Below are 14,979 nucleotides of genomic sequence, written 5' to 3' on the forward strand. Positions count from 1 at the left end.
CCCCGGGCTGCCCGCGGGGGGGGGCGCCGCGGCCCCCCCCCCCCCCCCTTCTGCTGGCTGGTGTCAGCTGGTCACTTGATGGTGACCGAGGCACCGGCGGCCTCGAGGGACTCCTTGGCCTTGGCGGCCGCGTCGCGCGCGACCTTCTCCAGGACGACCTTCGGGGCGGCCTCGACCAGATCCTTGGCCTCCTTCAGGCCGAGGTTGGTGAGCGCACGCACCTCCTTGATGACCTGGATCTTCTTGTCGCCCGCGGAATCGAGGATCACGTCCACCTCGGAGGACTCCTCGACCTCCTCGGCGGCGCCGGCGTCGCCGCCACCCGCGGCGGGAGCCGCGGCGGCCACGGCCACCGGAGCGGCAGCGGTGACACCGAAGGTGTCCTCGAACAGCTTCACGAACTCGGAGAGCTCGATCAGGGTCATCTCCTTGAAGGCGTCAAGGAGCTCGTCAGTAGTGAGCTTCGCCATTGTCGGCGTCCTTTCTCTTCTTCTTACTCTGATGCAGCGTCAGCCGCGTCGGTGGTGGCCTCAGCAGCGGGTGCTGCATCGGTTGCCGGGGCGTCATCCCCGGCCTGCTTCTGGGACTTCAGGGCGGCCAGCGCGCGAGCGGCCTGCGACAGCGGTGCGGCGAAGAGCCCCACAGCCTTGGCCAGGTTGCCGTTCATCGCACCGGCGAGCTTCGCGAGCAGGACCTCGCGGGACTCGAGATCGGCCAGCTTCTTGACCGAATCGGCGTCGAGGACGCGACCGTCCATGACGCCACCCTTGATCACCAGCAGCGGGTTCGCCTTGGCGAAGTCGCGCAGACCCTTCGCCACGGTGGCAACGTCACCGCGGATGAAGGCGATCGCGGTCGGGCCGGCGAGCTTGTCGTCGAGTCCCTCGATGCCCGCTTCGCGGGCGGCGATCATGGTCAGCGTGTTCTTCGTCACGGCGTAGGTGGCGTCCTCACCCAGGGACCGGCGCAGTGCCTTCAGGTCCTTGACGGTGAGTCCGCGGTACTCGGTCAGCACAGCGGCAGCGGAGGTGCTGAAAGCCTCAGTCAGCTCCGCCACGTCGGCTGCCTTGTCCGGCCTCGCCATGGTTCTCCTTCCCACATCTGATGTGTCACCCTCGACTGCTGGGGAAAGGAAAAGCCCCGGTGCACAGGCAACCAGGGCGAACGACTCGTGCGAGCGATTCAGGTTTCACCTGCGCGGGATTTGCCTTGCCTGGCGAACCAGGACGAGAACCAGCGGTCTTCGGTAGGTCCAAGGCTACCGGCAGGCCCCGCCGGTAGCCAAATCGGCCCGGAGACGGCGAACGCCCCCGCCTGCCTCGAGCACCCCACCCTGCGGCGGAGGCGACCCGATGCGGAACGGAGGCGTTCTGCGGTCTGGATGGACTACTCGGCGACCGACTTCACCTTGGTGGGATCGACCGGGACACCCGGGCCCATCGTGGAGGCGATGGTCGCCTTCTTCACGTAGCGGCCCTTCGACGCGCTCGGCTTGAGCCGCATGACCTCGTCGAACGCGGCGAAGTAGTTCTCCACCAGCTGCTGCTCGGTGAACGACGCCTTGCCCACGATGAAGTGGAGGTTGGCGTGCCGGTCGACGCGGAACTCGATCTTGCCGCCCTTGATGTCGGAGACGGCCTTGGCCACGTCCATCGTCACGGTGCCGGTCTTCGGGTTCGGCATCAGGCCACGGGGGCCGAGAACGCGACCGAGCCGGCCGACCTTGCCCATCAGGTCGGGCGTGGCGACCACCGCGTCGAAGTCGAGGTAGCCGCCGGCGATCTTGTCGATGAGCTCGTCGGCGCCCACCTCGTCGGCGCCCGCCGCCAGCGCGTCGTTGGCCTTCTCACCGGTGGCGAAGACGAGGACCCTTGCCGTCTTGCCGGTGCCGTGGGGAAGGTTCACGGTGCCACGCACCATCTGGTCGGCCTTGCGGGGGTCGACGCCGAGGCGGAGGGCGACCTCCACCGTCTCGTCGAACTTCGCAGAGGCGTTCTTCTTGACGATGCCCAGGGCAGCCTCGGGGCTGTACAGCTGGTTCTCGTCGACGTTCTCGCTCGCGGCCCGGTAGGCCTTGCTGCGCTTCATGCTGGTCTCCTTGTTCGTCTCGGCCCTCGCGTGGGCCGGGTGCCAGTCGTGGTGCGGGCCCAGCCGGCCCTCCCACTGATTCTGTTCAGGTGTGGATCAGGACTCGACGGTGACGCCCATGGAGCGGGCGGTGCCGGCGACGATCTTCATGGCGGCCTCGATGTCGTTGGCATTGAGGTCCGGCAGCTTGGTGGTGGCGATCTCACGCACCTGGTCGGCGGTGAGCGAGCCCACCTTGTCCTTGTGCGGACGCGCCGAGCCACTCTTCAGCCCGGCAGCCTTCTTGATCAGTTCCGCGGCCGGCGGGGTCTTCGTGATGAAGGTGAAGGTGCGGTCCTCGTAGATCGTGATCTCGACCGGGATGATCGTGCCACGCATGGCCTCGGTCTCGGCGTTGTACCGCTTGCAGAACTCCATGATGTTCACGCCGTGCGGGCCGAGCGCGGTGCCGACCGGCGGGGCAGGGGTGGCTGCGCCCGCGTTCAGGGCCACCTTGACGATGGCGGCCACTTTCTTCTTGGGAGGCATTGTTGGTTGGGTCCTTCTCGTTGGTTCTTCTTCCGCACCGCCGGCCACGGTGGCCGGCGGCCATGCGCGTCGCTAGACCTTCTGGATCTGGCCGAGGGTCAGATCGACCGGGGTCTCCCGGCCGAGGATCTCGACCAGCGCCTTGAGTCGCTGGCTGTTCGCATTGATCTCGGTGATGGTCGCGTGCACCCCGGCGAAGGGGCCCTGGACCACCATGACCGAGTCCCCGACCTTGAAGTCGGCGATCTCGATCTTCCTGCTCCTCGGCCTGCTGCCTGCCGAGGCGGCGGCGGCCCTGGCCAGCGCGGCCGGGGCGAGCATCTTCTCGACCTCCTCCAGGCTCAGCGGCACCGGAGCGCTCGCGTGAGCGACGAAGCCCGTCACCGACGGCGTGTGCCGCACGGCGGCCCAGGACGCGTCGGTCAGGTCCATCCGGACCAGCACGTACCCGGGGAGCACCGTCCGCGTGACCGACTTGCGCGCACCGTTGCGGGTCTCGATGACCTCCTCGGTGGGCACAACGGCTTCGTAGATGTAGTCCTCCATGCCGAGCGTCTTCACCCGGTTGTCCAGGTTCTGCTTCACCCGGTTCTCCATGCCGGAGTAGGTGTGGATGACATACCAGTCCCCCACCTGGCTGCGCAGCTGCTGGCGCAGTTCCTCCAGCACGGCCTCCTCGTCGGCGTCCGGGACGACCGGCTCCGGTTCGGGCTCGGACTCGTCCTCGCCGAGGTCGAGCAGCAGGTCGTCGGCCTCGGTCTCCACCGGGCCGCCGAAGTCGAGATTCAGCTCGATGTCGTCCTCGGCCGGCGCCTCGGGAACACCGAGGTCGATCTCGAAGTCGTCCGGCACGGGTGTGCCGAAGTCGTCGGAGGGCGCGTTGTTCTCAGTCAATGCCTACTCACTTCCTCGTCGGTCAGCCCAGGGCCTTGAGCATCAGCCAGCCGAACCCGAGGTCGAGCAGCGCGACGATGCCGATCATGATCAGCACGAACACCAGGACGACGACGAAGTACTGCTGCAGCTGGCTGCCGGTCGGCCAGACGACCTTCTTCAGCTCCGAAACGGACTCGCGGACGAACTGGGCCGGCGTGGTCCGCTGATGCTCCTCGCCCGGCCGGGCGCGACGCTGCTTCGGAGTGGCCCGACCCTTGCCGGTGGACACCGCCAGGTCATCGCCGCCGGCCGCGGCCTTCCGCACCGGACGGGCGCTGGCGGCCGCCATGGCGACCTGCTCCTCCTCGCTCACCTCGACGTCGTCCAGACCCATGGCCTCCAGGTCGAGCTCATCGGCGGTGGGGTCGCTGGGGACGTCGGCGTCTGCCAACTCCGGTTCGTCCGCCACAGGGCCGTCCTTACTCGTCGCTACTTCGGTGGTGCTGGCCGGTCGTCGGTGTGACGGCCTGTCCAGCAGGGCAAGAGGGACTTGAACCCCCAACCTGCGGTTTTGGAGACCGCTGCTCTGCCAGTTGAGCTATTGCCCTTCGGTGTCCGCACCGCCCGCCGATGCCTGTGGGCATGGCCGAGCAGGTGATGGTCACCAAGTACAGGATTGTACGTGGAACCTGCGGGGGAAGTCGAACCGGGCTCAGCGCACGCGCAGGCCCGGGGACGCCCCCTCCTCCGCCTCCAGCAGGAAGATTCCCGGATGGGTCTTCTCCTCACCGTGCGCCGCGGCGAGGACCATGCCCTCGCTCACACCGAAGCGCATCGTGCGGGGCGCCAGGTTGGCCACGAGCACCGTGAGGCGTCCGACGAGGACGGCCGGGTCGTGCGTGCCGGCGATCCCGGAGAACACCTGCCGGGTACGGCCCTCCCCCGCGTCGAGGGTGAGCCGGAGCAGCTTCTTCGCGCCCTCGACCGACTCCGCTGCGACGATTCGGGCCACCCTGAGGTCCACCCTGCTGAAGTCGTCGATCGTGATCTGCTCGCTGATCGCCTCGCCGCCCGGTGGCTCGTCGGACCCGGCGCCGGCCTCGGCGTCAGCGGCGGGCTCGCCCGCCGGCAGCGACGCGGGCTCGAACAGCGCGGCCATGGAGGCCGGGTCGACCCGCTGCATGAGGTGGGAGTAGCGGCCGATCACGTGCTCTCCGAGCGGACGCGTGGCGTCCTGCCAGGTGAACTCGGGAACTCCGAGGAAGGCGGCCACGCCGGCTGCCACCGCAGGCACCACGGGGGCGAGCAGGACGCTGAGGACGCGGAACGCCTCGATTCCGGTGCTGCACGCCCGGTGCAGCTCGGCCTCGCCGCCCTCGGCCTTCGCCAGGTCCCACGGCTTGTGCCGCTCGACATACTCGTTCACCCGGTCGGCGAGAGCCATCACCTCGCGCAGCGCCTTACCGAACTCCCGGGTCTCGTAGAGCTCCGCGACCGCGTCCACCCTGCCGTGCAGCTGGGCGAGCAGCGCGCGGCCGTCCTCACCGAGGTCGGTGGCCAGCCGGCCGTCGAACCGTTTGGTCAGGAAGCCGGACAAGCGGGCCGCGATGTTCACGTACTTGCCGACCAGATCGGCGTTGACGCGGGTGACGAAGTCATCCGGGGTGAAGTCGAGGTCCTCGACGTGCGAGTTCAGCTTGGCCGCGATGTAGTAGCGCAGCCAGTCCGGATTGAGCCCCAGCTCGAGGTAGCGCAGCGGGCTGATACCGGTGCCGCGGCTCTTGCTCATCTTCTCCTCGCTCACAGTGATGAAGCCGTGCACGAAGACGTTGTCGGGCACCTTGCGCCCGGAGAACTTCAGCATCGCCGGCCAGAACAGCGTGTGGAAGTACACGATGTCCTTGCCGATGAAGTGGACCTGCTCGACCTCCGGGCGGGCGAGGAACCCGTCGACGTCCTCGCCGCGCTTCGCGAACAGGTTCGCCAGCGAGGCCAGGTAGCCGATCGGCGCGTCCAGCCAGACGTAGAAGTACTTGCCGGGGGCGTCGGGGATCTCGATGCCGAAGTAGGGCGCGTCACGCGAGATGTCCCAGTCGGACAGGCCGGGGTCGCCCTGCTCGTCGCGGACGAACCACTCCTTCACCTTGTTGGCCACCTCGGGCTGCAGCCGGCCGTCCTGCGTCCACTCCTCGAGGAAGGCCACGCAGCGGGGGTCGGACAGCCGGAAGAAGAAGTGCTCGCTGGAGCGCAGCTCCGGCACGGCCCCGGACAGCGCGGAGTAGGGGTTCTTCAGGTCGGTCGGCGCGTAGACGCTGCCGCACACCTCGCAGGAGTCGCCGTACTGGTCGGCCGCACCGCACTTGGGACACTCGCCCTTGATGTAGCGATCGGGCAGGAACATGGCCTTCACCGGATCGTAGAACTGCTCGACGACGTGGGTGTCGATCAACCCGTTGTCCTTCAGGGCCAGGTAGATCGACTGCGCGAGCGCGGTGTTCTCCGGGCTGTCGGTGGAGTGCCAGTTGTCGAAGGAGATGCCGAAGCCGTCCAGATAGGCCTTCCGGCCGGACGCGATGCCCGCGACGAACTCCTGCGGAGTCAGGCCGGCCTTCTCCGCGGCGATCATGATCGGGGCGCCGTGGGCGTCGTCCGCACCGACGAAGTAGACCTCCGCGCCGCGCATCCGCTGATACCGCACCCAGATGTCGGCCTGGATGTACTCCATCATGTGGCCGATGTGGAAGGGCGCGTTGGCGTAGGGCAGGGCTGTGGTGACGAACAACGTCCGGGTCATTCCTCGAAGCCTAGATTCCCGGGCAACTCCGGCGCCAACCGGATCAGCCACTGGCCCTGGGTGCGGGGCTTCGTGGCCGCAGCGGGACGACCTCTTTCGGCCCGGGCCGGGGTGGGTGATCGCCGATGTCGTGATCCGGCCACTGGAGAGCCCCGCTGTGACAGGAGAGGCGGATGGGAAACACAGATTGGCCGGATCGCGTCAGGGATCCCGTCCCCGCCCGCGTGCCCTAAATGACGGCGGCGACGGCCGCGGCGACCCGCTCGACGTTGCCCGGGTTCAGCGCTGCGACGCAGATCCGTCCGGCGTCGGTGCCGTACACCGCATGATCGGTGCGCAGCGCCTGCATCTGGGCCGCGGAAAGGCCGGTGTAGCTGAACATGCCGACCTGGCGGGCGATGAAACCGAAATCGGTGGACGCCCCCGCCGCGGCCAGCGCATCCACCAGCGCGACCCGCATCGAGCGGATCCGCAGCCGCATCCCCTCCAGCTCCGACTCCCACTGTGCACGCAGATCCGGGTCGGCGAGCACGGCGGCGACGACCGCCGCCCCGTGGGTGGGCGGGTTGGAGTACGTCGTGCGGATCGTGACCTTCAGCTGGGACAGCGCCCGCGCCGCCTCGTCGGCGTCCGCGGCGACCACACTCAGGCCCCCCACCCGTTCCCCGTAGAGGCTGAAGCTCTTCGAGAACGAGGACGCGACCAGCACGGGGATCCCGAGTTCGGCGAAGCGCGCGACCACCGCCCCGTCGGCCGCGATGCCCTCCGCGAAGCCCTGATAGGCCATGTCGAGGAACGGCACCAGCCCGGCCTCGGCGACGACCCGGGCGACCTCGGCCCAGTTCTCCTCGGTCAGGTCGTAGCCGGTCGGGTTGTGGCAGCAGGCGTGCAGGACGACGACCGTTCCCGGCGGGGCGGCGGCCAGGTCGGCGAGCATGCCGTCGAGGTCCACACCGCCCTTCGCCGGCGCGTAGTAGCGGTACGGACGGACGTCGTAGCCGGCCCGGCTGAACAGCGCCTCGTGGTTCTCCCACGACGGGTCGGAGATGAGGACGGTCGGCAGCGCGTCGGTGCGCTTGAGGAACTCCGCGCCGATCTTCAGCGCGCCCGTCCCACCCAGGCCCTGCACGGTGACCACGCGTCCGTCGGCGACGGCGGCAGAACCAGGCCCGAACACGAGATCGCGGACGGACCTGGTGTAGGCGGGCAGGCCGTCGATCGGGAGGTAGCCGCGGGGCGCGGGGTTCTCGGCCAGCCTGGCCTCCGCGGCGCGGACGCATTCCAGAAGCGGGATCTTCCCGTCCTCGCCCAGGTACACCCCGACGCCGAGATTCACCTTCTCCGACCGGGTGTCGGCCACGAACGCCTCGGTCAGGCCGAGGATCGGGTCGCGCGGCGCCAGGGGAAGGGTGGTCAGGATGCTCACGGGTGCCTCTTTCACGGTCGGGGCCGCCGGTCAGTCTAGAACGAGACCCCCACCAGGACGGGCTCGGGTTCCAGCCGGACGGCATAGCTGTGCCAGACCCCGTCCCGGATCTGTCGCGCGAGCGCGAGCACGTCCTGCGCCGTCGCACCGCCGCGGTTGGTGATCGCCAGGGAGTGCTTGCCGGAGACCCGGGCGAGCCCCGCGCCGTAGCCACGGCTGAAGCCGGCGTGCTCGATCAGCCAGGCGGCGCTGGTCTTCACCCTCCCGTCGGGCTGCGGGTAGCGCGGCGCGTCGGCAGGCAGCCGGTCCGCGGCCGCGGCGTCGAGCACAGGGTTGGTGAAGAAGCTGCCCGCGCTCCAGGTGTCGCGGTCCTCCGCGTCCAGCACCATGCCCTTGCTGCGTCGCAGCGCGAGGACGGCCTCACGGACGTCGGACATCGGCGCGCGCTCTCCCGGCTCGATGCCCAGACTGCGGGCGAGCTCCAGGTACCGGACCGGCATCGACAGGCCGCCGAGCCGGAACTGGAAACTCACCGAGAGCACGACGAATCGATCGGGCAGTGCCTTGAAGACCGACCACCGGTAGCCGAAGTGGCAGTCGGCGGCGAACCGGGTCACGACCGCCTTCTGCTGGCGGTCGAACACGCGGACGCGCGCGATGGACTGGGCAACCTCCTGCCCGTACGCACCGACGTTCTGGATCGGCGTGGCACCCACCAGGCCGGGAATCCCCGACAGCGCCTCGATGCCGACCTGACGGGATCCGACGGTCGCCGCGACGAAGCCGTCCCATGGCTCGCCGGCGGCCACGCTCAGGAACGCGCCCGAGCAGGCCGCCACGTCGTCGGTGTGGATGCCGCGCAGGCCTGACGTGTGCACGACCGTGCCGTCGAACCCCGCGTCGGAGACGACAACGTTCGAGCCTCCACCCAGGACGAGCAGTGGCTCGCCCCGTTCGTCCGCGCTGCGGACAACGTCGATCAGGTCCGCCTCCGTCTCCGGTGCGAGCCAGGTCCTCGCCGGTCCGCCCACCCGCAGCGTGGTGTGGTTGGCGAGGAGCTCAGCCAAGGTCGACCTCCGCCACGGCAGCGCCGAGCACCTTCGCCTCGCCGCAGGTGGCCTCGATGGCGACCGTGGCCACCCCGTCCTCGACCTTGGTGATCGTGCCGCCGAACACGACGACCGCGCCCGTCTCGGCGGCCACCACCACGGGCTTGGTGAACCGCACCGAGTAACTGCGGACGCGCGCGACGTCGCCGGCCCAGTCGGTGACCACCCGCAGGGCCGTGCCCATGGTGAGCATGCCGTGGGCGATCACGTCGGGCAGACCGAGCGCAGCAGCCGCCGCGTCGGACCAGTGGATGGGGTTGAAGTCGCCGGACGCGCCGGCGTAACGGACGAGGTCGGCACGGGTGAGCGTGCGGGAGAAGCCGGGCAGGACCTGCCCGACCTCGGCTGCCAGCGGGCTCATGCCGCCTCCCCCTCGCTGGTGTGCATCAGGGTGGAGCTCGCCGTGCACAGCGGCTCCCCGTCGGTGCTGGACAGGGCGACGGCGATCCCGATGATCGCGGTGGCGCCGCGGGCGCGCACCTTCTCGATGGTCAAGGTGGCGGTGACCGACTCGCCCGCCCGGAGCGGGCGGTTCCAGGTGAACCTCTGGTCGACGTGGACGGTGCGGCTCAGGCTCAGCCCGAGTTCCGGGTCGTCGAACATCGCGCCCCACGCCGCGGAGGCGAGCACGACCGCGAAGGTCGGCGGTGCGACCGCCTCGGGCCCGGAGTAGGCGGGGTTGTCGGCGTCCCCCAGCGCTGCGGCGAACTCGGAGATCTTGGCGCGGCCCACTTCGTACGGCGCGGTGGCCGGGTAGGTGCGCCCGATGTGCTCTTCGCTGATCGGCATGAGCACAGGCTAACGGCATGCCCGCGTCCGCGACCCTGCCCGGGCCGCGAGTGTCACCTGGCTCGGCCCGGATCCGGGTCAGACGCAGCAAAGCCGCCCACGTCCGTGGGCGGCCTGGCAGGAGGAACCGGTCAGCGGGTCTCGCGGTGCGCGGTGTGCGCGTGGCACTTCGGGCAGAACTTCTTCAGCTCGAGCCGGTCGGGATCGTTGCGACGGTTCTTCTTGGTGATGTAGTTCCGTTCCTTGCACTGCGTGCACGCCAAGGTGATCTTGGGCCGGACGTCGGCTGCCTTCTTGGCCATCGGATTCCTCTTCTCCTACGTGAGCCACACCATTGGTAGCGGGAGCGGGACTTGAACCCGCGACACAGCGATTATGAGCCGCTTGCTCTACCGCCTGAGCTATCCCGCCCCCGTTCGGACTTCCAGTTGCCTGGGGGACGGGCGGTAATTCCGTCCATCCGAACACAGAGCCCCCATGCGGAATCGAACCGCAGACCTTCTCCTTACCATGGAGACGCTCTGCCGACTGAGCTATAGGGGCCGGACGGGGGTTGACACTACCCCACGACCACCGTGCCGCCCAAATCGCCGCCACCCCGCGCGGCGAAGTGCCCGTCGGGGAGCGGGTTCAGTCCAGTCCGGCCCGGAATCGGGCCAGCTCGACGCGCCCCGCCCGGGTCGGCACACCCTCCTCCGCGAGCAGGCGTGAGCCCTCCGCGACCAGGTGCGGGGCGATCGAGCCGTCGGCCCGGACCACCCGCCACCAGCAGGTCTCACCGCCACTCGTGGCGAGGACGCGTGCGACGAGCCGTGGCCCGCAGCCGACGATGCGGGCGATGTCGCCGTAGGTGCTCACGCAGCCGGCCGGGATCGCGTCGGCGGCCATCAGGATGCTGTCCGCCAGCTCCGCCATGGTTGCCACGCACGGAACTCTACGAGCCCCGCCCCACCGGCCAGTCGGTGGGGACCGGTGGGAGGCGGGACGGCAGCGGCCTATGGTGGGATCAGAAGGGAGCTCGACGATGACCGAATTCCGTATCGAACACGACACCATGGGTGAGGTCCGGGTTCCGGCCGACGCCCTCTACGCCGCCCAGACCCAGCGCGCGGTGGAGAACTTCCCGATCTCCGGACGCGGCCTGTCCAGCCACCACATTGCGGCGCTCGGACAGATCAAGCGCGCCGCCGCGATCGCGAACGCCGAACTGGGCGTGCTGCCGCAGCCGGTCGCCGACGCGATCGTGGCCGCGGCCGACGAGGTGATCGCGGGCGCGCACGACGACCAGTTCCCGATCGACGTCTTCCAGACCGGCTCGGGGACCTCGTCCAACATGAACACCAACGAGGTGGTGGCCACGCTCGCGTCCCGTCACCTCGGCGAACGGGTGCACCCCAACGACCATGTGAACGCCTCCCAGTCCTCCAACGACGTCTTCCCGTCCTCGATCCACATCGCCGCCGTGCAGGCCGTGACGGACGACCTGCTGCCGGGGCTGGACGTGCTGGCGGCCGCGCTGGAGGGCAAGGCGACCGAGTTCGCCGACATCGTGAAGTCCGGCCGCACCCACTTGATGGACGCCACGCCGATCACGCTCGGCCAGGAGTTCTCCGGCTACGCCACCCAGGTGCGCTACGGCATCGAGCGGGTGAGGGCCGCGCTGCCCCGCCTGTGCGAGCTGCCACTGGGCGGCACGGCGGTCGGCACCGGCATCAACACCCCGCCGGGCTTCTCGGCGCGGGTGATCGAGCTGGTCGCCGAGCACACCGGGCTGCCGCTGGTCGAGGCGCACAACCACTTCGAGGCGCAGGCCGCCCAGGACTCCCTGGTGGAGACCTCGGGGGCGATCCGGACGGTGGCGGTCTCGCTGGTGAAGATCGCCAACGACCTGCGCTGGATGGGGTCGGGCCCGCGCACCGGCATCGGCGAACTGTCGCTGCCCGACCTGCAGCCGGGAAGCTCGATCATGCCCGGCAAGGTGAACCCGGTGCTGCCCGAGGCGACCGTCATGGTGGCCGCCCAGGTGATCGGCAACGACGCCGCGATCACGTTCGCCGGCGCCCAGGGCAACTTCGACCTGTTGGTGATGCTGCCGGTGATGGCCCGCAACCTGCTCGAGTCGATCACGCTGGTCGGCAACGTGTCCCGGCTGCTCGCCGGGCGCTGCGTGGACGGCCTGGTCGCGAACGTTGAGCGATGCCGCCAGTTGGCGGAGTCGTCCCCGTCCATCGTGACCCCGCTGAACCGGATCATCGGCTACGAGGCGGCGGCGAAGATCGCCAAGCACTCGGTGAAGGCGAACCTGACCGTGGCCGACGCGGTCCGTGACCTCGGCTACGTCGAGCGTGGCGAGATCACCGAGGAGCAGCTGGCGAAGGCCCTCGACGTCACCACGATGACGGGACGCTGAGTCCTCAGTCCGCGATGGCCGTGCGCAGGCCGAGGGCGATCATCACTCCCCCGCCGGCGGCACTGAGCCGGTGCAGCCGGCGCTCGGAGGCGGCGAACCAGATCCGCGCCGTACCCGCCGCGATGCCCCAGGCCGAGTCGCAGATGGCGGCCAGACCGGTGTGTCGCGGGAGGCATGGCCGGGACCCTATGGCAGCAGCGCGGGCGAGGGGGGCAGGTCCATCCGGCGGACCGGGGAGAGCCCCGCTGGCGCCCGGCGCGGCTGCGACCGAAAGCACATCACCCCTCGTCGAACAACGTCTGACGAGGGGTGATGCTGCGTGGCAGGTGTAGGGTTCGAACCTACGTAGGCTGAGCCGACGGTTTTACAGACCGCTCCCTTTGGCCACTCGGGCAACCTGCCGTGCCCCGATACTGTAGCAAAGCCGACGGGGCCCGACGAATCGGCCGAACCGGCCGTCGCGCGCCCTGCGAGCGCCCCTTTCGGCGCCGAGCGTTTGCGGCACCGCGTCCGATCTGGTGGCATGGACACCTCACCGAGGTAGGAGTGTGCAGTGGCCGGAGACAGCTCGTTCGACATCGTCAGCAAGGTGGACCGCCAGGAGGTCGAGAATGCTCTGAACATGGCCGCCAAGGAGGTGCGCAACCGCTTCGACTTCAAGGGGACGGACGCCTCGATCCGCGCCTCGGGCGACGCGATCGAGATGGAGGCCAACGGGGAGGAGCGGGTCAAGGCGGTCCTCGACGTGTTCCAGACCATGCTGGTGCGACGCAAGGTCGACCTGAAGTCGCTGGACGCCGGGGAGCCACGGCTGAGCGGCAAGCTGTGGAAGCTCACCGTGACGCTGCGGCAGGGCATCAGCCGGGAGAACGCACAGAAGATCTCCAAACTGATCCGCGACGAGGGGCCCAAGGGGGTCCGCACGCAGGTGCAGGGCGAGGAACTGCGCGTGTTCTCCAAGAAGCGCGACGACCTCCAGGCCGTCCAGAAGCTGGTGCGCGAGGCGGACTACGAGTTCGCCGTCCAGTTCGACAACTACCGGTAGCCGGGAGTGGGCAGCACACCCTACCTGAGGCTCGACGAGGCGATCCTCGACCGCAACATCGCCGCGATGGCCGACACGGCGGCAGCGCGGCAGGTGAGCCTCCGTCCGCACGCGAAGACCCACAAGTGCCCGCAGATCGCCGAACGCCAGCTGCGCGCCGGGGCGACCGGGCTCACCGTGGCCACCATCGGTGAGGCCGAGGCCTTCGCCGGGGCCGGCTTCGACGACCTGTTCATCGCCTATCCGCTCTGGGTGGACGCCGACGCCGCCGACCGGCTCAGGGCGCTCGGCGAGCGTGCCCGACTCAGCGTCGGCTGCGACTCGGTGGAGGCGGCGGCCAATCTCGCCGGGCTACCCGTCGAGGTGATGGTCGAGGTCGACTCCGGCCACCACCGCACGGGGGTGCCTCCGGAGTCCGCCGGAGAACTCGCGGCCAGGGCGGCCGGCCTCGGGCTGGTCGTCCGCGGTGCGTTCACCTTCCCCGGGCACAGTTACGCCCCGGACGGCACCGGCAGGGCGGCGACCGATGAGGCCGGGGCGCTGGCGGCAGCGGGACGGACGATGGCCGCGCACGGCGTGCCCGCACAGGTGCTGAGCGGCGGCTCGACCCCCTCGGCAGGGTTCGTCGAACCCGGCGTCCTGACCGAACTGCGCCCGGGCGTCTACGTGTTCGGGGACGCCCAGCAGGTCGAACTCGGCACCATCGGCTTCGGGGACGTCGCGCTGACCGTCGCCGCGACGGTGGTCTCCCACGCCGGCGGGAGAGTCGTGACGGATGCGGGCAGCAAGGCGCTGGGGGCTGACCGGGCGCCGTGGGCGACCGGCTACGGCCGCGTCCTGGAGGTGCCGGAGGCGCGAGTCGTCGCGCTCAGCGAACACCATTCGACGATCGAGTGGCCGGGAGCGCTGCCGCGGCACGGCGAGCAGGTACTGCTCGTCCCCAACCACGTCTGCACCGCGGTGAACCTCGCTGACGCCTACCGGCTGGTCGGCGGCGGAACGCTGCCGGTCGCGGCGCGGGGGCGCAACTGCTGATGCGGATCGCCACCGTCAACGTGAACGGCATCCGGGCCGCCGTCCGCCGCGGATTCGCCGACTGGCTGGTCCAGCGGGGGCCCGACCTGGTCGCGCTGCAGGAGGTCCGCTCGCCGGAGGACCTCGTTCCGCTGGAGGCCTCCACCGGGTACCACTTCGCCTACCACCCCGGCGACCGCGCCGGTCGCAACGGGGTCGCCCTGCTCTGCCGGACCCCTCCCGACGCCGTGAGGGAAGGCTTCGGCAGCGCGGTGTTCGACGCCGAGGGACGCTATCTGGAGGCCGACTACGACCTGTGCGGGTGGCGGCTCACGGTGGGGTCGCTGTACCTGCCGAAGGGCGGCCGCGCTGATGACACTCCCGAGGAACTGGCCCGCTACCAGCGCAAATTGCGGTTCATGCGCGCGTTCCGTCCCTATCTCACACGAGCGCGGCTGAAGGCGAAGCGGGAAGGCAGGGAGTTCCTGGTGATGGGCGACGTCAACATCGCCCATACGCGGCAGGACCTGCGCAACTGGCGCAGCAACCAGAAGAACGTCGGTTTCCTCCCCGAGGAGAGGGAGTGGCTCGGCTCGGTCCTGGGTCCGCGCACACTCGTGGACGTGATCCGCCGGCTGCACCCCGACGCCGACGGTCCGTACTCGTGGTGGAGCTGGATGGGCAATGCCTTCACCAACGACACCGGCTGGCGGATCGACTACCACCTGGCCACCCCTGCCCTTGCCGGCGCCGCGCTCGCGGGAGGCACGGACCGGGCGGCGTCCTACGAGGCCAGACTGAGCGACCACGCCCCCGTCGTCGTCGACTACGCCGACCGCTGAGAGGCATGCCTGCCCGCCCACCTCCGAAAGGCGGCCGCGGGAGCCCAGACGCCACGCG

The 14,979-nt window shown here is 69.7% G+C and carries 17 protein-coding genes and 4 tRNA genes; 4 read left to right on the top strand and 17 right to left on the bottom strand.

What is annotated here, in order from left to right:
* Window positions 1-71: 71 nt before the first annotated feature.
* The 16 genes from rplL to QM633_RS12655 all read right to left on the bottom strand — a co-directional run bounded on the left by rplL (window position 72) and on the right by QM633_RS12655 (window position 10,525).
* A complete protein-coding gene (rplL, locus tag QM633_RS12580; protein WP_415154108.1) occupies window positions 72-470 on the bottom strand; it encodes a 50S ribosomal protein L7/L12 in 399 nt (132 codons plus the stop codon).
* Between the two features lie 23 nt (window positions 471-493).
* On the bottom strand, window positions 494-1,084 hold the full coding sequence (gene rplJ / locus QM633_RS12585) for a 50S ribosomal protein L10 (protein WP_415154109.1): 591 nt from the start codon (window positions 1,082-1,084) through the stop codon (window positions 494-496).
* Between the two features lie 302 nt (window positions 1,085-1,386).
* A complete protein-coding gene (gene rplA / locus QM633_RS12590; RefSeq protein WP_415154110.1) occupies window positions 1,387-2,088 on the bottom strand; it encodes a 50S ribosomal protein L1 in 702 nt (233 codons plus the stop codon).
* A 96-nt stretch (window positions 2,089-2,184) separates the two neighbouring features.
* The gene (rplK, locus tag QM633_RS12595; RefSeq protein ID WP_415154111.1) at window positions 2,185-2,616 is read right to left on the bottom strand and encodes a 50S ribosomal protein L11; all 432 of its coding nucleotides are present in this window, start codon (window positions 2,614-2,616) and stop codon (window positions 2,185-2,187) included.
* Window positions 2,617-2,688: 72 nt separating this feature from the next.
* Window positions 2,689-3,510, bottom strand: a complete 822-nt coding sequence (gene nusG / locus QM633_RS12600) for a transcription termination/antitermination protein NusG (RefSeq protein WP_415154112.1) — start codon at window positions 3,508-3,510, stop codon at window positions 2,689-2,691.
* A 22-nt stretch (window positions 3,511-3,532) separates the two neighbouring features.
* Window positions 3,533-3,961 carry a preprotein translocase subunit SecE gene (secE, locus tag QM633_RS12605; protein ID WP_415154113.1) on the bottom strand — a complete coding sequence of 143 codons (429 nt, stop codon included), beginning with the start codon at window positions 3,959-3,961 and terminating at the stop codon, window positions 3,533-3,535.
* 66 nt (window positions 3,962-4,027) lie between these two features.
* Window positions 4,028-4,100: transfer RNA gene (locus tag QM633_RS12610), tRNA-Trp, on the bottom strand.
* 104 nt (window positions 4,101-4,204) lie between these two features.
* Window positions 4,205-6,286, bottom strand: a complete 2,082-nt coding sequence (gene metG / locus QM633_RS12615; protein WP_415154115.1) for a methionine--tRNA ligase — start codon at window positions 6,284-6,286, stop codon at window positions 4,205-4,207.
* Between the two features lie 229 nt (window positions 6,287-6,515).
* Window positions 6,516-7,712 (bottom strand): aromatic amino acid transaminase, encoded by a 1,197-nt coding sequence (locus QM633_RS12620; RefSeq protein WP_415154116.1) that lies wholly within the window; start codon window positions 7,710-7,712, stop codon window positions 6,516-6,518.
* A 35-nt stretch (window positions 7,713-7,747) separates the two neighbouring features.
* Window positions 7,748-8,779, bottom strand: a complete 1,032-nt coding sequence (locus QM633_RS12625) for a UDP-N-acetylmuramate dehydrogenase (protein ID WP_415154117.1) — start codon at window positions 8,777-8,779, stop codon at window positions 7,748-7,750.
* On the bottom strand, window positions 8,772-9,182 hold the full coding sequence (locus QM633_RS12630) for a MaoC/PaaZ C-terminal domain-containing protein (RefSeq protein WP_415154118.1): 411 nt from the start codon (window positions 9,180-9,182) through the stop codon (window positions 8,772-8,774). The genes QM633_RS12625 and QM633_RS12630 overlap by 8 nt, the downstream gene beginning before the upstream one ends.
* Window positions 9,179-9,610 (bottom strand): MaoC family dehydratase N-terminal domain-containing protein, encoded by a 432-nt coding sequence (locus QM633_RS12635; protein WP_415154119.1) that lies wholly within the window; start codon window positions 9,608-9,610, stop codon window positions 9,179-9,181. Before QM633_RS12635 ends, QM633_RS12630 begins: the two co-directional genes overlap by 4 nt.
* A gap of 131 nt (window positions 9,611-9,741) precedes the next feature.
* Window positions 9,742-9,912, bottom strand: coding sequence for a 50S ribosomal protein L33 (gene rpmG / locus QM633_RS12640; RefSeq protein WP_415154120.1), 171 nt, complete (start codon window positions 9,910-9,912; stop codon window positions 9,742-9,744).
* Window positions 9,913-9,945: 33 nt separating this feature from the next.
* Window positions 9,946-10,021: transfer RNA gene (locus tag QM633_RS12645), tRNA-Met, on the bottom strand.
* Between the two features lie 59 nt (window positions 10,022-10,080).
* A tRNA-Thr gene (locus tag QM633_RS12650) sits at window positions 10,081-10,153 on the bottom strand.
* Between the two features lie 87 nt (window positions 10,154-10,240).
* Window positions 10,241-10,525: an MGMT family protein gene (locus QM633_RS12655; RefSeq protein WP_415154125.1), complete on the bottom strand. Its 285-nt coding sequence runs from the start codon at window positions 10,523-10,525 to the stop codon at window positions 10,241-10,243.
* Between the two features lie 109 nt (window positions 10,526-10,634).
* Between QM633_RS12655 and QM633_RS12660 the strand changes: the two genes are divergently transcribed.
* Window positions 10,635-12,020 (top strand): class II fumarate hydratase, encoded by a 1,386-nt coding sequence (locus QM633_RS12660; protein ID WP_415154121.1) that lies wholly within the window; start codon window positions 10,635-10,637, stop codon window positions 12,018-12,020.
* A gap of 320 nt (window positions 12,021-12,340) precedes the next feature.
* Here QM633_RS12660 and QM633_RS12665 read toward each other — a convergent pair.
* Window positions 12,341-12,422 (bottom strand) — tRNA-Tyr (locus QM633_RS12665).
* A 151-nt stretch (window positions 12,423-12,573) separates the two neighbouring features.
* Between QM633_RS12665 and QM633_RS12670 the strand changes: the two genes are divergently transcribed.
* From QM633_RS12670 to QM633_RS12680, 3 genes are read left to right on the top strand one after another with little or no spacing between them, the layout of a single operon-like run.
* On the top strand, window positions 12,574-13,065 hold the full coding sequence (locus tag QM633_RS12670) for a YajQ family cyclic di-GMP-binding protein (RefSeq protein ID WP_415154122.1): 492 nt from the start codon (window positions 12,574-12,576) through the stop codon (window positions 13,063-13,065).
* Between the two features lie 6 nt (window positions 13,066-13,071).
* Window positions 13,072-14,100, top strand: a complete 1,029-nt coding sequence (locus QM633_RS12675) for an alanine racemase (protein WP_415154123.1) — start codon at window positions 13,072-13,074, stop codon at window positions 14,098-14,100.
* The gene (locus QM633_RS12680) at window positions 14,100-14,921 is read left to right on the top strand and encodes an exodeoxyribonuclease III (protein ID WP_415154124.1); all 822 of its coding nucleotides are present in this window, start codon (window positions 14,100-14,102) and stop codon (window positions 14,919-14,921) included. The genes QM633_RS12675 and QM633_RS12680 overlap by 1 nt, the downstream gene beginning before the upstream one ends.
* Window positions 14,922-14,979 lie beyond the last annotated feature (58 nt).

The organism is Propionicimonas sp. (genome assembly GCF_047606205.1).
GTDB lineage: Bacteria > Actinomycetota > Actinomycetes > Propionibacteriales > Propionibacteriaceae > Propionicimonas.